This window comes from Sedimentibacter acidaminivorans (assembly GCF_017873955.1).
GTDB classification, from domain to species: domain Bacteria; phylum Bacillota; class Clostridia; order Tissierellales; family Sedimentibacteraceae; genus Sedimentibacter; species Sedimentibacter acidaminivorans.
Genome location: NZ_JAGGKS010000003.1, coordinates 122,733 through 141,796 on the forward strand (window position 1 = coordinate 122,733; position 19,064 = coordinate 141,796).

Sequence of the window (19,064 nt, forward strand, 5' to 3'; positions counted from 1 at the left end):
TTACCTGTCTTTTCCTAAATCATATATATCTCTTAATATTTCTTTTCCAATTTCCGTATATTTTTCAGTGTTAATTTTTCCTGTATAGTTTTCAAAGTAATTTTTTTCTTGTCCAAAATAAATATCAATTTTACCTCTAAATTTATAATTTCCTTTTATATAAACAGGAATGATATTGGAATTTGCTTTATTTGCTATCATTGCAATTCCAGGTTTTGCATTTTTTTCATCGTATTTTTCAACTCGTGTACCCTCTGGAAAAATACCAAGAATCTCATTTCTATTTAAGACAGCTAATGAACTTTTTATTGCTGATAACGAAACCCCAGACCTATCTACAGGAAAAGCACCTAGTTTACCAAATATGTATCCTAAAAATTTATTTTTAAATAATTCTTTCTTACCCATAAAACAAATTTTTCTTTTAGAAGAAATTGCTAACATAACAGGGTCTATCATGGATATATGGTTTGCACAAATAATGTATCTGCCATCAGAATTATTATACTTTTCTGAATTGTGTGTTTTTACGTTAAAAATTAAGAATGCTAAAATTTTCAATATAAATACAGCTATTCTATAAAGCATTAAGTCCCTCCGATACTATTGATATTATTTTATTTTGGATATCTTGTATGCTCATATTTGTATTATCAATTATAATAGCATCATCTGCTATCTTTAAAGGTGCAATTTGTCTAGATGAATCATTGTAATCACGCAATTTAATATCTTGCAAAACTGTATCATATGAAACACAAATACCTTTATCAACGAGTTCGTTATATCTTCTCTTTGCTCTTTCCTCTACAGATGCAGTTATAAAAAATTTATAATCTGCATTTGGAAAAACATTAGTTCCAATATCTCTTCCGTCTAAGATTACATTTTTATTATTAGAGATACTCCTTTGTAAATCAACCATTTTTAAACGAACATTCCCTAATGACGAAATCATAGATGCTATTTTAGAAATATTTTCACTTCGTATATAATCATCAACAACCTCATCATCTAAGTAAATACTATTGTTTAAATAGTCTATTTTAGTTGTTTTAAGCATTTTGTCAATTTTCTCATCAATAATCGGAATATTATTCTTAAATGCTTTATATGCTAAAGCACGGTACATAGCACCAGTATCAATATATTCAAAATTAAGATTTTTACTGACAAGTTTCGCAATAGTACTTTTGCCAGCACCTGATGGTCCATCTATTGCTATAATCATTTTTTCATAATTCCTTTCAAACTACATTTTCTCATAAGTCACCATATTATTATATTACAAAAATACAAATATAACAATAAAAATATTATTATTATGTTATATTTTATAATATTAGTAATATATTACTTGAAAAACAAATTATAATTTCATATAAAAAAGGATAGATAAAAATATCTGTCCTTTTTTAACAATTATATATTGTTTATTACAAATTATCACTTTGGTAGATACTATGACTATCCCACAATTCTTCTAACCTATCGTAATACTGAAGAATATCATCCTTTTCCTGCATACCTATATTTACAATTAAGCTGTTTAACATACACATAGGTACAACTAGAGAATCAATGAATGATACAATATTACTTTTTGCTAAAAGTGAAACATCTGATAACGAGTGGAAAGGTGATGCTTCAGTATCTGTAATTGCTATAACCTTAGCCTTATGTTCTTTTACAAATTTAGTGGCTTCTATTGTGTTGTTTGAATACCTTGGGAAACTAATAACAATCAAAACGTCAGTTTCCTTAACTCTAATAATTTCTTCATACAAAGAGTTTACTCCGCTGTTATTCAAAACTTTAACATTATCTAGTATTACATCCAAGTAAAAACCAAGATAATTAGCTAGAGTTGAAGAAGTTCTAAGTCCAAGTATATAAACTTTATTTGCATTTAAAATTGCTTCTGTAGCTTTATCAAGAGCATCAGTATCAATATTTTCTAAAAGATAACGCATACTGTTAATTTCATTACGTATAATTCTTTTATGCAACATATCAGTATCTTCTGATGCATCTTCATCTAAACCGATACGCTGAACTGTAGTTAATTTATTTTTTATCAATACTTGCAGTGACTTTTGCAGTTCAGGAAATCCAGAAAACCCTATAGAACTTGCAAATCTAACAACTGTAGATTCACTAACATCAACAGTTTCCCCAATTTTAGCTGCAGTCATAAAAGCCGCCTTATCATAATGTTCTATTATGAACTGAGCTATCTGTTTTTGACCTTTACTAAATTTGTAATAGTTACTTTTTATAAGATTAATAAGATCAGCATTATTTTTCATTAAATTATCATCCTCGAATAAGTTTTATACCCTCTTCGAAAGCTCTGATGTTTTTTTCAACAGTTACTGGTGGAACTCTATTAGAAATTGAGCTTTTTAATGTTTCAATATTTATTACACCTTCACCCATAATTGCATATAAAACTCCTACTGAAACAATATTGGCAACCATATGAGTACCAATTTTATCTATTGCTGTACTTAATATAGGAAGTTTATAAACTTTGTAAGGAACGTCTTCTTTAACATCAACACTTTCATCTACAACTAGTATACCATCTTTATCTAAAGATGCAATATATTTATCATAAGATTTTTGTGTTAACGACAATAAAATATCATTTTTTACAACTTTTGGATACTTAATTTCATCTTTGCTAATGATAACTTCTGCTTTACTAGCTCCGCCTCTTGCTTCTGGACCATAAGATTGTGTTTGAATTGCATTTAAACCATCTTCCAATGCAGCATCAGCAAATATTATTGCAGCAAGGATTACACCTTGACCACCTGAACCGCTTAATCTCATTTCTATTCTTTGAAACATAATAAATTCTCCTCTACTTTTGAAATTTATCAATAACTACTTTATAGTTCTCAGTGTACTCAGGTTTAGGATTATTGTACATCTCACCTATTATTATTTTATTTTCGCCCATTTCAGGTTTCTTATCTACAACTTTTTTATCGATGCAATTATCTTTTAAGAATTCGTGCATTTTAACAGCATCGCCCTTTTTATTTTTTCTTCCATAGTAAGTTGGACATAAGCTTAATCCTTCAACAAATGAGAACCCTTTGTTACTAATAGCATTAACTACAAGTTTTTCCATTGCTTGAGCATGATATGCAGTACCTCTTGCTACATATGTTGCACCTGCACCTTGAACAAGATTACATAGATCAAAAGTTGAATCGGTATTTCCATAAGGAGCTGTTGTACCAAAATCTCCTGTTGGAGTTGTTGGGGAATATTGTCCACCTGTCATACCATATATGTTGTTATTAAAACAAATTGTTGTTATATCTATATTTCTTCTAGCAGCGTGAATTAAATGGTTACCTCCAATTGCTGAAGCATCTCCATCACCTGTTATAACTATTACATGTAAATTGGGATTTGCATGTTTAATTCCTGTTGCAAAAGCAAGAGCTCTACCATGAGTTGTATGAAGAGTGTTAAAATCTAAATATCCTGGTGCTCTTGATGAACAACCTATACCAGATACAATACATACTTCATCTTTATTAAGTCCAAGCTTATCAATTGCTCTAACTACTGTATTTAACAAGGTACCATGACCACATCCAGGACACCATATATGAGGCAACTTGTCTGTTCTATAATACTTTTCTGTCATTTCGCTAAAATTCATAATTATTTACCTCCATTTACTGCTTCAATAATTTCATTAGGAGTTATAAGCTCTCCAGTAACCTTGTTAATCTTTTTAACAGGACACTTTTTACCAGCTATTCTATCTACCTCATAGAAATATTGACCGAGATTCATTTCTGCAACATAAATTTCTTTTGCTTGTTCTGCAACCTTATCAATTTGTTTTTCAAGCATTGGCCATATAGTTATTGGTCTAAATAAACCAACTTTTTTACCTGATTTACGTAATTCATCTATTGCAGTTTTAGCAGATCTTGAAACTCCACCAAAAGCAATAATAACAACTTCAGCGTCTTCCATTTCATATTCTTCGAAATATGCCATGTCATCTACATTTTTTTCAACTTTATTTACTAAACGAGTTATAAGCTCTCCAGAAATTTTATTATTATTTGTTGGAAAACCAGTTTCATCATGAGTTAATCCTGTAACATGATATCTGTATCCTTCACCAAATGACGCCATAGGTGGTATCATATCTTCATCTGCCTTATATGCTAAATATTCATCTGGTTTGCATGTTGGTTTTTTTCTATCTATTATTTCAATTTCAGAAGGATCTTTATAAGTTAATTTTTCTCTCATATGTCCAACTGTTTCATCCATTAACATTATAACAGGTGTACGATATTTTTCAGCTAAGTTAAATGCTTTTATTGTATATTCGTATGTCTCTTGCACTGAATTAGGTGTCAAAGCTATGATTGGATGATCTCCATGTGTTCCCCACTTTGCTTGCATAACTTCTCCTTGTGCTGGAGATGTAGGGAGCCCTGTGCTTGGACCACCTCTTTGTACATTAACTATAACACATGGTATTTCTGCTATAGATGCATATCCAAGATTCTCTTGCATTAAAGAAAATCCAGGTCCACTTGTAGCTGTCATTGATTTTAATCCAGCTAATGAACCACCAATTATAGCAGCCATACTAGCTATTTCATCTTCCATTTGAATAAATTTACCACCAACTTGAGGAAGTTTTTGTGCAGATATTTCTGCAACCTCAGTTGAAGGTGTTATAGGATATCCAGCAAAGAATTTCATGCCTGCTGCCAAAGCACCTTCAACACAAGCTTCATTACCTTGGATTAATTTATAATTCTTCTCATTACTCATCTTTGTTACCTCCTACTAAGTAAATTGCGTTATCTGGACATCTAAGTTCACACATTCCGCAATTTATACAATCATCTGGACGTGCAATTACGCACTTATCATTTTTTAATTCAAGGACTTTTTTAGGACAAAATGCAATACATATGTTACATCCCTTGCAACTTTCCACGTTCAGAACAAGACTTTTTTTATTTTTAGCCATTTAAAACCCTCCAAAAATTTTTGATTCTTTTTACATAACCATCATAACACATTTTATTATTTTTGCAAGAATAATTTCAAAAAAAATAAAATTGCAAGAATAATTTCATTGCATGCAAATTGCGACAAACTTCAACGACGAAAATCGTTTATCATAACAATTAAGTATAAAAAATGCATGACTGAAATCTTGTCAATCATGCATTTTTTATACTTAATTTACCATTGAAATTTACTGTTTTTCTGTCTTTTCTATAATAAATAATTCTGGTGGTGCATTATCCTTATTTATTATTTTCATATGAATAACGTTGTATTCTTTTTTACTTAAATCTTTTAAGAATTGCTTAATTTCTTTGATTTCCTTGCCCGTATCATGAGAAATGTATGTTGTTATATATACCCTACCATTTTCTTTTAATAAGAAAAGTAAATTTTTTAAAGCATTAACAGTAACATCTGGTTGTGTTGTTACTTCTTTATCTGAAAACGGAAGATAACCTAGATTAAATAATGCAGCATCTATTTTTTCAGACATATATTTATTAATCAACTCATGAGAATCTTTTATAATTTCATAATTTTTAAAGTTTGAATTTGTTTCTAAGAGTGTTGTGGTTCGTTCAATAGCTTGATCTTGAATATCAAATGCAAACACCTTACCCGATTCACCTGCAACTTTACTGAGAAATAATGCATCAAATCCATTTCCACAAGTAGCATCTACAAAACGAAGTTCACTTTTATCTTCATAGCTCTGTCTTATAAGCATATGTACAAAGTCAACAACTTTACCATATTTTATATTATTCATACCTTACCTCCGAATTTTTTAAAAAATTAATTTCTTTATCACTTAAAAAAGACCATTCACCAAGATTTAAAGAGTCTAGTGTTATCATACCAAAAGAAATTCTTTTTAATTTTATAACTGGGTATCCCACTGATTCAAACATTTTTCTTACTTGTCTATTTTTACCTTCATGTATACTAATTTGAACTATGGATGATGTTTTTGCTTTGCTCATTAAAGTTACTTTAGCTAGGGCTGTTTTATAATCGTCAATAATTACTCCCGTCTTTAAGTTTTCAATTGAATTTAAATTTATTAAACCTTCAACTTCTGCTATGTATGTTTTGTAAATATGATATTTAGGATGCAAAAGCTTATTTGCTAAATCACCATCATTAGTAAGTAATAATAAACCTGATGTATCATAATCTAGCCTTCCTATTGGATAGATTCTTTCTTTAATATCAACTAAGTCAATCACACACTTTCTACCAAATTGATCCTTTACAGTAGTAACATATCCTTCAGGCTTATAAAGTTTTATATATATATTCCTTTTTTCTTTGTGAATTATTTTGTTGTTTACTTTTATAACATCATTTTCTGTATCTACCTTTATTCCTAACTCAGTTACTACAGCATTATTTACCATTACATTTCCATTAATAATAAGCTCTTCAGCTTTTCTCCTAGACGTTACGCCACAGCTCGCTATATATTTTTGTAGTCGTTCTGTTTTCATAGATTTTACCTTTCTTTTTACTTTACATCTATATTATAATATAGATTTTATATTTTGCAAACAATTCATTTCTAATAAGCAACTTCTCCTAGGGAGACTATTAAATAAAAAAGAAAGAATTTATTTGCATTTGCAACAAATCCTTTCTCTAAACTACATTTTATTTATTTCCTATAAGATTACCTGTAAATATAATATTATCACCAAAATAGATATTGTATACACCATATGAAATAGTATCCATTCCATTTAGTATATGGGGAACTGTTATATTAGTTTCAAATCTAATTTTATCTTTTTCCTCATTAGTCAACAAATAACTAAAGCTATTTTCTGCAAAAATATGATCACCATTATCTGAATCACAAATGTATTGTCCTTTTTCAATTATATTGTAGCTGTTATAATTTTCAAAAGCCCAATCGAACAGCTTATAGCTATCATCAAACCAGTTGTTATCATTAAGTACAACAACAATTATTTCCACTTCATCCTTTTTAGCAGAAGCAACCAAACATCTGCCAGCTGCCTTAGTATAACCTATTTTTATTCCACTTCCATATTCATACTGAAATACAACTTTATTTTTATTATATAATACGTTATTTAAACTATCAGCTTTATAATTTTTCGCAGAAACAATTTCTCTAAATAGATTATTTTTCATTGCATATTTGCTTATTAAAGCTAAGTCATATGCTGTAGTATAATGATTATTGTCATGTAATCCATTAGGATTAACAAAGTTTGTGTTAAAAGCACCGAGATCCTTTGCTTTATCATTCATCATAGTGATAAATTTATCCGAATCATTTTTTCCTGCAATATTAGCAAGCGCAAGTGCTGCATCATTACCTGAACGAAGCATTGTACCATATAACAAGTCTAAAATCTTAACTCTTTGTTTAGGTTTAAGATATAAGCTTGATCCTTCAATGTTTGTGCATGATTCAGGGATCTCAACCTCATTATCTAAATCTTTAATTTTATCTATCGCAAGAATAGATGTCATTATCTTTGTTGTACTTGCCATAGGTAACTTTTGATTTGAATTTTTTGAACCTATTATTCTTCCTGAATTTGCATCAATTGCTATATAAGACTCGGCCCATATCTGAGGAATTGCTTGAGCGAATGTAAATTCTATGTTTATAATGTTTAATAACAATGTAATAATAAGTATTTTAAAAATCTTTTGTTTCACTATCTTTTTTCTCCCTTACATCTTTAATAAATGTCATTATGTTTAATATAGATGAAGTTAAATCACCACCTGTCTGACCAGTATTTAAATTAATCGTTTTAATATCATCTTGGCTTTCATAAATCAGCAGTTGTGGGTTTAAAGATAAATTAACATATGCAGCACCAGCAAATGGTTTTAAATCTATAGATCTAAACTTTTTATCTATGTCACTGCCCCCTATTACAAAGTTCATATTTAGTTTAGAGATTGCTAAAAAATTTGAATTATCATAGGATATTTTACTGCTAATTAGTTTTTCATTTTCTGTTAAGCTGTTTATATTGTCTAAGGTTGCTTTAATTATATTTTCAATATCTTTTCCCATTTATAAAACCCCATTTCATTTTCATTGTATAACTACAATTTTTGATATTATATAAACATTATGCCCCAAAAAATGATAATTATAACAATAAAAAATGAAAGCATACAAATATATGATTCCATTTTTTTATAATTATTTAATACTCACCCATTTAGGAAAGATTTTTTTAACAAAATGTTTACTATATAAAACTCTAAAGCAATAGAAAAATCATTTTCAAAATTCTCTGGAAAAAAAGAAATGTTTTTTATTATAAAAATTTTTAAATACCTACGATATTTATACAAATGTTTAAATTTTATCATATTTTTTTCTTTTGTTTTATCTTCTTTTATATCTAGCAATATTTTCGCAACATTAATATAGTATATTTTTTTGTTTATTTTAAATTTATGTTTAAATAATTTTACTATTATATAGATGTTAATAAATCCTTTGGTAAAATTAATTTTACAAAAAAACCATATATTTAAATATATAAAAAATATAATAGATGTTATAATTATTATAATAGTATAAATTTTCATATTTATTAAAATAAAAGCAACATATAAACTATGTTACTTTTTTCTCCTCATCTGTTTCTAAAATTAATACCGGCAAATCATCAAGGCAAATTAATCCAAAATGTTTAAGGAATTCATCAGTTGTTGCATAGAGTGTAGGTTTTCCAGGCTTATCTAATTTCCCAACCTCTTTTATTAAATTTTTATCTACAAGGCCTTTAATTACATTAGAACACTTTACCCCTCTTATTAACTCAATTTCAACCTTTGTTACAGGCTGTTTATATGCTATTATTGATAGTGTTTCCATAGCTGCATTCGATAAGCTTTTATTTACAGAGGTTTGAAGTAAATTCTGTATGAATTCAAAATTATCTTTTTTTGTAGTTATTTGATAAGAATTTCCAAATTTCTGTATTATAAGTCCCCTGTTAGGATTGTCAGTATATTCTATTATCATATCATCTAGTGTTTGATTTAAAACAAAAGTTTTAATATTCAAAATTTTAGATATTTCATTAATATTTAAAGGTTCCCCCCATGCAAACAGCAAGCTCTCAATTATACTTTTCAAGTTATTATTGTTCAATTTACATACCTTCCTAAACTGAGATAATCAAAATATCACTAAAGGTGTTATCTTGACAAATTTTAATTCCTTGTTTATTTGAAATTTCCAACACTGCCAAAAAAGATGTTATTACATACTCTTTAGTAATTTTACCTTGTTCTCTTAATGTACTAAATAATGATATGCGACCATTACTTTTTATTTTTTTCATAAAATTATCTACAAAATCTTTGACACTATAATTTTCTCTATAAACCTTATATGTATTTTCATATTCTATTTTAATGTTTTGATTTTTCATAAGTGATACAAAAATATTATACAACTCATAAACATTAATTTCATTTAATGAAAGCTGCTCTATTTTAGAGTCGCTCGTTAGGCAAATTTCTTCCTTTGGCTTATAAAAATAGTAGCTGCTTTCATTTTCATATTCTTTAAATTTTAATGATATGTCTTTAAATATTTTATATTCCAGCAATTTATTAACTAATTCCAATCTAGGGTCCTCACCTTTTTCTTTTAAAGGTAATAACATTTGAGACTTGATTTCCAATAGAGTTGCAGCCATTAATATAAACTCACTTGTTATATTCATATTATATTGTCTCATCTCTTCTAAATAGTGAAGGTATTGTTCAGTTATCTCTGAGATAGGTATATCATATATATCTATTTCTTTCTTTTCAATTAAGTGAAACAACAAATCAAATGGACCTTGAAACATGTTTAAATTAACAGAATACTCCATATCAACCTCTTAATATTATTTTAATATTTTATCTGCAATATTATCAAAGTAAAATTTTATAAAAGAAAGTTTTTCAATATTCTTTTCTGGATAAAGGTTATACTCACCAAGAATTTGATTATCTTTTGAAAGTATTAATTTACCTACTGGAGAATCTGCAGATAATGGCGCTTTTAAATTTTCTTCTATTAAGTATTCTAATTTAAAATCATCAACTTTACAATTACTATTTGTAAAAAAATTAATATTTTCTTTACTTACAACATTAAATTCTTCTTCCTTACCACAATAAACAGTTGAACTTGATATACTTTCGCCCTTTTTATGGAATATTAAATTTTTATAATTTGCAAACCCTTCATTAAGTATTTTTTGTATCTCTGCAAACCTTATTTTTGAATCATCACAACCTAACACAACTGCAATTAAAGTAGTGTCATTCCTCTTAGCTGCAGCAGATAGACAATATCTTGCCTCATTTGTATAACCAGTTTTACCAATAATTAGACCATCGTAGTAGTTTATTAGCTTGTTTGTATTTACTAATACTTGTTCGCTATCCTTATTCTTTCCTACATAAATGCTATCCATCCACGTTGTTGAATATTGGTTTACATAATTATACTTTAGTAACTCACTAGTCATAGCTGCTATATCTTTTGCTGTTGTATAATGATTTGGATCAGGTAAACCTGTTACATTAGCAAAAGAAGTATCATTCATATTAAGCTCTTTTGCTTTATCATTCATTGCCTTAATACAGCCTTCTTCTGAACCATACATAAACTCAGCCATAGCTACAGAAGCATCATTTGCAGAACGCATACATATGGCTTTTAGCATACTCTCGACGGTTTGAACTTCATTTTCTTCAATAAATACTTGGCTACCTCCCATACCGGCTGCATTTTTAGATATAGTCATCTCTTGATTTAATGCAATTTCGTTTTTATCCATTTTTTCTGATATAAGAACTAAAAGCATTATTTTAGTAATGCTTGCTGGTGCCATTTTGTCATTTATATTTTTTTCAAAAAGAATCTGTCTATCGTCTGCATTAATTAAAATTGCAGATTTAGATTGCAATTGTTCTGCTTCTACGGCATATGTATTTATACCTATAGAATTTAAAATCAATATCATCAAAAAAAACAATATGGCTATTTTTTTCCTCATAAAATATTACCTCCTTTTATGAATTATAATAACCATATTTTATTTATATATACAACATTTAGTTTGTTTTTATATCGAATTATATTTGTCGAATTTATTGATATTTAGTCTATTTCCTAGAAAATTAAATTATCTTTTCTTTTATGCTATATCCTTCTATATTGTTGTCAATATTCAAAATATCAAGAATAGTTTTACCTATACACGAAAATGTATCTAAAACACCAATATTATTGTTAGATTTAATTTCTTTTCCATACATAATTAAAGGAATATATTCTCTTGAATGATCTGTGCTTTCCGTAGTAGGATCACACCCGTGATCTGCTGTTATAATAAGCATATCATCATCTTTAAGGCTTTTTATTATTTCAGGTAATTTGTTATCAAAATATTTTAATGCATCACTATAGCCTTTTATATCATTTCTATGTCCATATATCATATCAAAATCAACAAGGTTTGTGAATATTAAACCCTCAAAATCTTCCTTGATAGCACTTATTGTAGCTTCAATACCATCATTATTATTTGTTGTATGTATTGATTTTGTAATTCCTTTATTCACAAATATATCTTCTATTTTACCAATTGCTAATACTTCTTTATTATCATTTTTTATATAGTCAAGCATAGTATCTGAAGTTGGTACTAAAGAAAAATCTCTCCTATTTTTTGTCCTTGTATAATTTCCATCACTACCTATAAATGGTCTAGCAATTACTCTTCCTACTGCAAGGTCTCCTTTTAGCATTTCTCTTGCTTTTTTACAAATATCATATAATTCATCCAGTGGAACAACTTCTTCATGTGCAGCTATTTGAAAAACACTATCAGCTGATGTATACACTATAAGATTTCCTGTTTCTACATGTTCCTTTCCTAATACTTTTATTATTTCCGTACCTGATGCAGCATAATTACCTATAGTTTTTCTTCCAACTATTTTTTCAAACTCAGAAATAAAATCATCAGGAAATCCATTGCGAAACACGGGAAATGGATTTTCTGTAATAATTCCACTAATTTCCCAATGTCCAGTTGTTGTATCTTTGCCTTTTGATCTTTCGTTACATTTGCAAACTGAACCTATGTATTCTGAATTTGATTTTATTAAATCTTGAAACCCATCTATGTTTAATAGTCCAAGTTTCTCTAAGTTTGGTAAAGAGTAACCATCAACTTTTTTATAAATATTTTTAATTGTATTGCTACCTACATCACCATATTCTGATGCATCTGGAAGTTCTCCTGCTCCTACGCTATCTAATATTATTAATACAGCTCTTTTTATCATTCGTTTTTTCTCCTTTTCTATGCTCTTGGAAATGTTTTTTTAAATACTTCTAACGATTTAAAATCTAAATTATGCAAATAGTTTTGTGTTGCAGAAAGTGATACTAATCCCATTAACTCCTGAATAGTTCCTAAGTCTGCACCATGAGATAATAAATGTACTGCAAAAGAATTCCTCAATATTTGAGGTGATAATTCTTTACTACCACTCATCTTATTTTCGTAATATTTTAATATTTTCCAAATTCCTTGACGAGAAATAGATTCGCCTAAAGAATTTATGAACAAATAATCATTATTCTTATCTTTACATTTTATATTTCTAAAATTCATTAAATAATTTAAAATTGATATTTTTGCATTATAACCTAATGGTACTATTCTTTCTTTAGAACCTTCTATTTTAATAATGCATGTATTAAGATTTACATCATGTATTTTAATATTAATTAATTCTGTGACTTTTATACCTGATGAATATAATAACTCTAACAATGCACTATCTCTGCTTCCTTTAAACGTATTTATATCGGGAAGTGACATTAATTCATTAATTTCATCTTCTGATATTATAGATGGAATTTTTTTTATTTGTTTTGGACTATGTATATTCATAGCTGGGTTATCCGTTATTACTCTTTCAATTCTTAAATATTCAAAGAGATTTTTTAGTGCAGAAATTGTTCTTGAAATAGTTGATGAACTTTTACCTTGTTTTTGAAGACTTACAAGATATGTTAGTATTTGAGCTTTTTTTGTTTTTGATAATTCAGAATTATATTCATTTCTAATATATACCTCAAAACTATTTAAATCATAAATATAAGAACTTATAGTGTTTGGCCTTAAGTTTTTGGTGTAAAGAAATTTTTTGTAACTCTCAATATAATTATTCATTATTTCACCAACAATCTGCTTAATATTGATATATAATAACTATAGCCTAAACTGTATGCGGACACCATAATTAAAAACAATAAGGCTAACTTTATATAACTAGACATAATTATATCAAATTTACATGAAATAGTCTCTACTTTTTTTGATTTTTTGGAATATTTTGATACAACACTTGAAATATAAGTAAAATAAAATAGAATCGGAAAGAAAACAAAATAATCTGTAAATGTTAAAATAAAATATATTTTATCAAAATTTATTGTTTTAACTAAATAAATTACAGAAAGACCATAATAGACAGAAATAAGTCCAAAAAGTCCATTAATTATTTTGCTTTGACCAATAAAGGTTAAGCAAATGATAGATATAAAATAAACAATATTTCGTTTGAAGTTTTTAAGAAAGATTGTCATAAGAGGCAGTTGGCTTATATTTTCGTAGTTAATAGAATTCATACTTCCTTGACCTGTTAATACAAATATTAATGCAGATATAAATAATGAAACAACAAAAATTATTATTAAATATATTAATCTTTTGTATTCTGTTAATATAATCTTTTTCATGATTCTGTTCATAATTAAAAACCTCCTGACTAGCTATATTAAATAATATGCTTGTACAGAAGGTTTAATTACTAATTACTATTTAAATTACGTTTATTTCGACTTACATATTAAGCCAAAACAATATTCCTACTATGGTTTTACTATCAGTTATTTGTCCGGTTTCAAGCATCTTTTTAGCCTCACTTTTACTTATGGTAATAACTTCAATATTTTCATCTTCATCAAAATTAGTAGCAGTATATGTTAAATCTTCCGCTTTAAATAAATAAATTTTTTCATTGGAAAAACCAGGAGTTGAATATATCTCATAAATTTTAGCTATATCTTTTGCTTCATACCCTGTTTCTTCTTTTAATTCTCTAAGTGCACATTCCCTTGGTTCTTCTGCTACATTAATTTTTCCAGCTGGAATTTCATACAGAAATTCTTCTACAGCTTTTCTATACTGCTTAACAAGAATTAACTCATCATTCTCATTTAGAGCAATTATCGCAGATGCACCTTTATGTTCTACAATTTCTCTTTTTGCATATTTTTGATTTTGAAGTTCAACTGTATCTACTCTTAAGTTTATTATTTTACCTTCGAAAATTTTTTCGCTTTTTACTGTTATTTCTTTATTCAAAATTGCCTCCTATGTTTCCTGTTAAGTTAACATAAATTCTATGTATTTATTCATATAATAAAATTTGTAAAATCATATATATTCTAAGATTTTTCATTCGCTTATTGGCTTAATTGTAATAATAATAATACTTTTTGTCAAGCTTATTTATCTAGAATGTAGTATGTATTACTTAGACTGTAATCATTTTACGACAATTTTTTTAAAAAAACTCCTTAATTAAGATTATGCAAATCTTTAATGTAAGGAGTTATGTAAATAATATTATGATACTTTTTGTTCAAGCCTTAACTTATCTGCTATCATTGCAATAAACTCTGAATTAGTTGGCTTGCCTTTATTATTATGAATTGTATAACCAAATATGTTATTAATAGTTTCAATCTTTTCTCTTGTCCACGCTACTTCTATAGCATGACGAATTGCTCTTTCAACTCGACTGGGGGTAGTTGCATATTTAATTGCAATATTTGGATATAATTCTTTTGTAATGGCTCCAAGTAATTCTATATTATTTACAACATCAATTATTGATGTTCTTAAGTATTGATATCCTTTAATATGCGCTGGAACTCCAACTTCATGTAATATTTCTGTTATTTTTACTTCTAAACTTAATTCCATTTTAACTTTTTCATTAAAAATGACTTCTTTATTTTTGTTTTGAACCCTAGATATATCAAATTCAGCTACTTGCATCATTCTTTCTGCAAATGATTCAAAATTAAAAGGTTTAACAATATAATAATCTACGCCCATATTTATAGCCCTTTGAGTTACTTTGTCGTGACCAACTGCTGATAATACTATTACTTTTGGGAATTTTGATAAATTCTTTTTATGTAATTTCTCAAGAACACCTAGTCCATCAAGATGTGGCATAATGATATCTAGTATTAAGATATCTGGCTCATGTTCTTCAACTGCTTCAACTGCTTTTAATCCATCATCAACCATGTCCACAACATCAAACAAATTTTTCGAAATTAAAAAATCATTTAAGACTAATCTAAACTCCTTATTATCATCTGCGATTACTACTGAAACTTTCTTTTGCATATTTATATCCCCCAATATAATTTTTGTAATATACATCTATATAGTATATATATTAGTATATATTTAATATATACGCAGAAAATATAAAAAACCCTTTTTTTTTCTAAAAAAAATTTAAATATTTACAATTCAGACTTATTATTATAAATTTCATCAAAAATCCAATCTATATATATTCCATAGCCTTTGCTGGGATCATTCATAAAAACATGAGTTACTGCTCCGACCATTTTATTATTTTGTATTACTGGGCAACCACTCATACCTTGAATTATACCATTCGTTAATCCCAAAAGTTCTTCATCAACAATTTTAATTACGAAGCTTTTTTCTGCAGGTTTATTTTGATAGAACATTTTTATTATTTCTACATTATATTTTTTAATTTCATTATTTACACAAGAATAAATAACTGCTGGACCCAATCTAATTTCATCTTTAGTACCTACTTCTATTAAATCATTACTAAAAAAATTCAATCCATTTTTATTTATATTACCATATATTCCAAAACTAGTGTTCTTTTCTACTGTTCCTAGACTAGCTTCATCTTTTAATATATATCCTATTATCTCACCAGGTTCTCCCTTTTTACCTAATTTAATATTTGTTATATTAGCTTTTGATATAGAACCATATTCTATATCTATCAATTTACCTGTATCTGTATCTGCTATACCGTGTCCTATTGCCCCAAAACGATATGTTTCTGGATCTATGAATGTAACAGTACCTATTCCTGCTATATCATCTCTTGCCCAGAAACCAAACTTTATTTCATTACTTTTATAAATTTGAACGGGTGTAATTGTACAGTTTGAAATTTTCCCATCTCTTTCTATTCTAATAGAATACTCTTTAACACCTGATGCATTAGTGTATTCCACAATATCATCTGTATTTTCTACTTGTATAGAATCAATTCCTAAAATTTTATCACCAATTTGTATTCCTGATAACTTAGCTGGTGAAGTTGATATTTTATCGGAATTTTCAATATCAGCCAAACCTACTACCAATACACCTTCTGTCTTTAATTCTACACCTATAGCTTGGCCTCCAGGTATAACATATTTTTTAGAAATATCTACATTATAATCAGTCAATTTAGTCAAATATTTATATGGATTGGTTTTTAAATCTAAACCAAAAAAAACAGAAATAATAAGAACTGCAATAAAAAAAATAAAGAATAAAACTCTTTTAGTGTAATTTTTCATTATACTCTCCTCGATGTTTTACTCTTAACTTTTCCATATTATTTTTTTTTATTCTTTTACTATTTGACTTTTTAGTTAACTGTTAGTTATTAATGAATCTATAAAATCACATCACTGCTACTTTCAATTAATTCCTTTGCATTTTCCAAAGATTTTTCCGTTATTTTGAAGCCACTCAACAATCGTGCAACTTCAGATAGTTTTTTATTATCATCCAATTTAACAACAGTGCTAAATGTATTATTATCAACAACATTCTTTTCTATTAAAAAATGATTTTTTGAAATCGAAGCAATTTGCGGCGAATGAGTAACACATATTATTTGATGATTGTTAGATATGTAGTTCATTTTCATACCAGCCATTTGAGATGTTTTACCACTTATACCAGCATCAATTTCATCAAAAACCATTGTTTCAATACTATCCATATCACTACTAATTTTTTTTAATGCCAACATAATACGAGATGCTTCTCCTCCTGAAACAACTTTTTGTACTGAATTCAAATCGCTTCCCACATTAGTAGATATTAAAAACTCTACTGAATCTTTACCTTCAATTGAAAATTCAAGCTTATCTTTAATACTGACTTTAAATTTTATATTTTTCATATTAAGGTCATATAATTCATTTAATATTTCTTTTTCTAGTAAAGAACTTGCTTTTTTTCTAATAGAAGAAATTTTTTCAGCATAGATAGATAACGAATCATATAATTCTTTTTTTTCAATTTCTAACAATTTTAAATTCGATTCAGCCACTTTAAGTAATTCTAGTTCAGTACTTGCCGAATTTTTATATTCTAAAATTTTATCTATAGTATATCCATATTTACGCTTTAATCTATTTATTAAGGATACCCTATTTTCTATAACAGCAAGTCTTTCCTCGTCAATATCAAGATTGTCGGAATAATCGTTGATTTCATATGTGAAATTTTGAATATCTTCTAATATTAAGTCGATCCTTGATAGAAAATTATTTAAATTTTCATCGTAGTTTATAATTTTGTTGAGAATACTATAAACTCCATTTACGTTATTTATAATAGAATTATCATCTTGACTTAGAATATTATGAATATCGTATAGAGATTTCTTCATTTCTTGAATATTTGAAAGTTTCTTTATTTCTTTCAATAAATTATCTTCTTCAAATTCTTCTAGACCTGCTTCTTCTATTTCATTTAATTCATAATCTAACTGCTCCATTCTGAGATCTTTGTTAGCTAATTTTTGTTCAAGGTAAATAATTTCTTCACATTTATTATTATAAGATTTATACAAACTTGCATAATGTTCAAGCAATGGTTTTATTTCATTTTGAATCAACCCATCTAAAATTGTAATATGATTTTCTTTTTTGAATAAGCTTGCATGTCCAAATTGACCATAAATATCTATTAAGTAATTTCCAATTTCTTTTATTATATTAAGAGGAACAATTCTATTATTTACCTTATTTATAGTTTTACCACTTTCTAATATTTCTCTTGATATAATTAAAAAATCATTCTCATCTAATACTATATTATTTTCATCTAAAAAAATATTAAGCTTTTTATTATTAGAAATATCAAAAACAGCTTCTACAAAAGCACTTTTTTTACCTTTTCTAATAAAATCCTTTGATGCACGCTCACCTAAAATAAGAAATAAGGCTTCAATCAAAACTGATTTACCCGTTCCGGTTTCTCCAGTAAAAACATTAAAACCACTATCAAAACTAATAGATTCTTTTTCAAATACAGCAAAATTACTTATGTTCAAATTTAGCAACATAAAACATCACCTATTATCTAATATTTTTCTTAAACTCCTGCAATACATACTCAACACTTTCCACACTTTTTATTGCAACGAAAACTGTGTCGTCACCAGCTAATGAACCAGCTATATCATCAATACCCATATAATCAATTGCCGATGCGCATATTTGTGCTGCACCTGGAATTGTTTTTATAATAATTAAATTAACAGCAGAATCAATAGAAACAACTGAATTCTCAAATATTTTATTTAGTCTATCAGTAATGCCTTCTTGACTTTGACCAATTGTTGCATATTTGTATTTTCCGCTTTTAGCCATTACCTTAACCAATCTAAGCTCTTTTATATCTCTTGATATAGTAGCCTGAGTAACGTCAATGCCCATAGCTTTTAAGCCATCTGCTAAATCTTCTTGTGTTTCTACTTCCTTTTTTGAGATCAATTCTAGAATTTTAGATTGCCTTGTATACTTTTTCATTTGCCAC

22 protein-coding genes are annotated in these 19,064 nt (G+C 27.5%); all 22 read right to left on the bottom strand.

What is annotated here, in order from left to right; genetic code table 11:
- Nucleotides 1-588, bottom strand: coding sequence for a lysophospholipid acyltransferase family protein (locus J2Z76_RS06140; protein ID WP_209511138.1), 588 nt, complete (start codon nt 586-588; stop codon nt 1-3).
- A complete protein-coding gene (cmk, locus tag J2Z76_RS06145) occupies nt 578-1,231 on the bottom strand; it encodes a (d)CMP kinase (protein ID WP_209511139.1) in 654 nt (217 codons plus the stop codon). Before cmk ends, J2Z76_RS06140 begins: the two co-directional genes overlap by 11 nt.
- A gap of 205 nt (nt 1,232-1,436) precedes the next feature.
- Nucleotides 1,437-2,309 (bottom strand): MurR/RpiR family transcriptional regulator, encoded by an 873-nt coding sequence (locus tag J2Z76_RS06150; RefSeq protein WP_209511140.1) that lies wholly within the window; start codon nt 2,307-2,309, stop codon nt 1,437-1,439.
- Between the two features lie 7 nt (nt 2,310-2,316).
- Entirely contained in the window at nt 2,317-2,856 is a 540-nt protein-coding gene (locus tag J2Z76_RS06155) for a 2-oxoacid:acceptor oxidoreductase family protein (protein WP_209511141.1), read from the bottom strand.
- 13 nt (nt 2,857-2,869) lie between these two features.
- Nucleotides 2,870-3,685, bottom strand: coding sequence for a 2-oxoacid:ferredoxin oxidoreductase subunit beta (locus J2Z76_RS06160; RefSeq protein WP_209511142.1), 816 nt, complete (start codon nt 3,683-3,685; stop codon nt 2,870-2,872).
- Between the two features lie 2 nt (nt 3,686-3,687).
- Nucleotides 3,688-4,827 (bottom strand): 2-oxoacid:acceptor oxidoreductase subunit alpha, encoded by a 1,140-nt coding sequence (locus tag J2Z76_RS06165; RefSeq protein WP_209511143.1) that lies wholly within the window; start codon nt 4,825-4,827, stop codon nt 3,688-3,690.
- Nucleotides 4,820-5,029: a 4Fe-4S dicluster domain-containing protein gene (locus J2Z76_RS06170; protein WP_209511144.1), complete on the bottom strand. Its 210-nt coding sequence runs from the start codon at nt 5,027-5,029 to the stop codon at nt 4,820-4,822. The genes J2Z76_RS06165 and J2Z76_RS06170 overlap by 8 nt, the downstream gene beginning before the upstream one ends.
- Nucleotides 5,030-5,260: 231 nt before the next feature.
- Nucleotides 5,261-5,842: a tRNA 5-(aminomethyl)-2-thiouridylate-methyltransferase MnmM gene (mnmM, locus tag J2Z76_RS06175; RefSeq protein ID WP_209511145.1), complete on the bottom strand. Its 582-nt coding sequence runs from the start codon at nt 5,840-5,842 to the stop codon at nt 5,261-5,263.
- Entirely contained in the window at nt 5,835-6,563 is a 729-nt protein-coding gene (locus J2Z76_RS06180; RefSeq protein WP_209511146.1) for a pseudouridine synthase, read from the bottom strand. The genes mnmM and J2Z76_RS06180 overlap by 8 nt, the downstream gene beginning before the upstream one ends.
- 160 nt (nt 6,564-6,723) lie before the next feature.
- Nucleotides 6,724-7,767, bottom strand: a complete 1,044-nt coding sequence (locus tag J2Z76_RS06185; RefSeq protein WP_342455020.1) for a D-alanyl-D-alanine carboxypeptidase family protein — start codon at nt 7,765-7,767, stop codon at nt 6,724-6,726.
- Complete coding sequence (locus J2Z76_RS06190; protein ID WP_209511147.1) at nt 7,748-8,134, bottom strand: Clp protease/crotonase-like domain-containing protein; 387 nt, start codon at nt 8,132-8,134, stop codon at nt 7,748-7,750. Before J2Z76_RS06190 ends, J2Z76_RS06185 begins: the two co-directional genes overlap by 20 nt.
- Nucleotides 8,135-8,689: 555 nt before the next feature.
- A complete protein-coding gene (gene scpB / locus J2Z76_RS06195) occupies nt 8,690-9,229 on the bottom strand; it encodes an SMC-Scp complex subunit ScpB (protein WP_209511148.1) in 540 nt (179 codons plus the stop codon).
- A 13-nt stretch (nt 9,230-9,242) separates the two neighbouring features.
- Nucleotides 9,243-9,962 carry a segregation and condensation protein A gene (locus J2Z76_RS06200; RefSeq protein ID WP_209511149.1) on the bottom strand — a complete coding sequence of 240 codons (720 nt, stop codon included), beginning with the start codon at nt 9,960-9,962 and terminating at the stop codon, nt 9,243-9,245.
- A gap of 15 nt (nt 9,963-9,977) precedes the next feature.
- Complete coding sequence (locus J2Z76_RS06205; RefSeq protein ID WP_209511150.1) at nt 9,978-11,138, bottom strand: D-alanyl-D-alanine carboxypeptidase family protein; 1,161 nt, start codon at nt 11,136-11,138, stop codon at nt 9,978-9,980.
- Between the two features lie 124 nt (nt 11,139-11,262).
- Nucleotides 11,263-12,435: a phosphopentomutase gene (locus J2Z76_RS06210; RefSeq protein ID WP_209511151.1), complete on the bottom strand. Its 1,173-nt coding sequence runs from the start codon at nt 12,433-12,435 to the stop codon at nt 11,263-11,265.
- Nucleotides 12,436-12,452: 17 nt separating this feature from the next.
- On the bottom strand, nt 12,453-13,331 hold the full coding sequence (locus J2Z76_RS06215) for a tyrosine-type recombinase/integrase (RefSeq protein WP_209511152.1): 879 nt from the start codon (nt 13,329-13,331) through the stop codon (nt 12,453-12,455).
- Nucleotides 13,331-13,912, bottom strand: a complete 582-nt coding sequence (locus J2Z76_RS06220) for a hypothetical protein (protein ID WP_209511153.1) — start codon at nt 13,910-13,912, stop codon at nt 13,331-13,333. The genes J2Z76_RS06215 and J2Z76_RS06220 overlap by 1 nt, the downstream gene beginning before the upstream one ends.
- Before the next feature lie 91 nt (nt 13,913-14,003).
- Nucleotides 14,004-14,531 (bottom strand): NUDIX hydrolase, encoded by a 528-nt coding sequence (locus J2Z76_RS06225; protein ID WP_209511385.1) that lies wholly within the window; start codon nt 14,529-14,531, stop codon nt 14,004-14,006.
- Nucleotides 14,532-14,792: 261 nt separating this feature from the next.
- Nucleotides 14,793-15,587, bottom strand: a complete 795-nt coding sequence (spo0A, locus tag J2Z76_RS06230; protein WP_209511154.1) for a sporulation transcription factor Spo0A — start codon at nt 15,585-15,587, stop codon at nt 14,793-14,795.
- A 122-nt stretch (nt 15,588-15,709) separates the two neighbouring features.
- Nucleotides 15,710-16,807 (bottom strand): SpoIVB peptidase, encoded by a 1,098-nt coding sequence (spoIVB, locus tag J2Z76_RS06235; protein WP_209511155.1) that lies wholly within the window; start codon nt 16,805-16,807, stop codon nt 15,710-15,712.
- Between the two features lie 98 nt (nt 16,808-16,905).
- On the bottom strand, nt 16,906-18,591 hold the full coding sequence (recN, locus tag J2Z76_RS06240; RefSeq protein ID WP_209511156.1) for a DNA repair protein RecN: 1,686 nt from the start codon (nt 18,589-18,591) through the stop codon (nt 16,906-16,908).
- Between the two features lie 13 nt (nt 18,592-18,604).
- Nucleotides 18,605-19,057: an arginine repressor gene (locus tag J2Z76_RS06245; protein ID WP_209511157.1), complete on the bottom strand. Its 453-nt coding sequence runs from the start codon at nt 19,055-19,057 to the stop codon at nt 18,605-18,607.
- Nucleotides 19,058-19,064: the final 7 nt, after the last annotated feature.

What these genes read in the sequence shown, in the direction of transcription:
- cmk (WP_209511139.1), bottom strand. Translation starts at nt 1,231, where the DNA reads ATGATTATAGCAATAGATGGACCATCAGGTGCTGGCAAAAGTACTATT.
- J2Z76_RS06245 (WP_209511157.1), bottom strand. Translation starts at nt 19,057, where the DNA reads ATGAAAAAGTATACAAGGCAATCTAAAATTCTAGAATTGATCTCAAAA.
- spoIVB (WP_209511155.1), bottom strand. Translation starts at nt 16,807, where the DNA reads ATGAAAAATTACACTAAAAGAGTTTTATTCTTTATTTTTTTTATTGCA.
- J2Z76_RS06205 (WP_209511150.1), bottom strand. Translation starts at nt 11,138, where the DNA reads ATGAGGAAAAAAATAGCCATATTGTTTTTTTTGATGATATTGATTTTA.
- J2Z76_RS06215 (WP_209511152.1), bottom strand. Translation starts at nt 13,331, where the DNA reads ATGAATAATTATATTGAGAGTTACAAAAAATTTCTTTACACCAAAAAC.
- J2Z76_RS06160 (WP_209511142.1), bottom strand. Translation starts at nt 3,685, where the DNA reads ATGAATTTTAGCGAAATGACAGAAAAGTATTATAGAACAGACAAGTTG.
- J2Z76_RS06200 (WP_209511149.1), bottom strand. Translation starts at nt 9,962, where the DNA reads ATGGAGTATTCTGTTAATTTAAACATGTTTCAAGGTCCATTTGATTTG.
- J2Z76_RS06150 (WP_209511140.1), bottom strand. Translation starts at nt 2,309, where the DNA reads ATGAAAAATAATGCTGATCTTATTAATCTTATAAAAAGTAACTATTAC.
- J2Z76_RS06190 (WP_209511147.1), bottom strand. Translation starts at nt 8,134, where the DNA reads ATGGGAAAAGATATTGAAAATATAATTAAAGCAACCTTAGACAATATA.
- J2Z76_RS06165 (WP_209511143.1), bottom strand. Translation starts at nt 4,827, where the DNA reads ATGAGTAATGAGAAGAATTATAAATTAATCCAAGGTAATGAAGCTTGT.
- recN (WP_209511156.1), bottom strand. Translation starts at nt 18,591, where the DNA reads ATGTTGCTAAATTTGAACATAAGTAATTTTGCTGTATTTGAAAAAGAA.
- J2Z76_RS06140 (WP_209511138.1), bottom strand. Translation starts at nt 588, where the DNA reads ATGCTTTATAGAATAGCTGTATTTATATTGAAAATTTTAGCATTCTTA.
- J2Z76_RS06180 (WP_209511146.1), bottom strand. Translation starts at nt 6,563, where the DNA reads ATGAAAACAGAACGACTACAAAAATATATAGCGAGCTGTGGCGTAACG.
- J2Z76_RS06210 (WP_209511151.1), bottom strand. Translation starts at nt 12,435, where the DNA reads ATGATAAAAAGAGCTGTATTAATAATATTAGATAGCGTAGGAGCAGGA.
- J2Z76_RS06220 (WP_209511153.1), bottom strand. Translation starts at nt 13,912, where the DNA reads ATGAACAGAATCATGAAAAAGATTATATTAACAGAATACAAAAGATTA.
- spo0A (WP_209511154.1), bottom strand. Translation starts at nt 15,587, where the DNA reads ATGCAAAAGAAAGTTTCAGTAGTAATCGCAGATGATAATAAGGAGTTT.
- J2Z76_RS06170 (WP_209511144.1), bottom strand. Translation starts at nt 5,029, where the DNA reads ATGGCTAAAAATAAAAAAAGTCTTGTTCTGAACGTGGAAAGTTGCAAG.
- J2Z76_RS06155 (WP_209511141.1), bottom strand. Translation starts at nt 2,856, where the DNA reads ATGTTTCAAAGAATAGAAATGAGATTAAGCGGTTCAGGTGGTCAAGGT.
- mnmM (WP_209511145.1), bottom strand. Translation starts at nt 5,842, where the DNA reads ATGAATAATATAAAATATGGTAAAGTTGTTGACTTTGTACATATGCTT.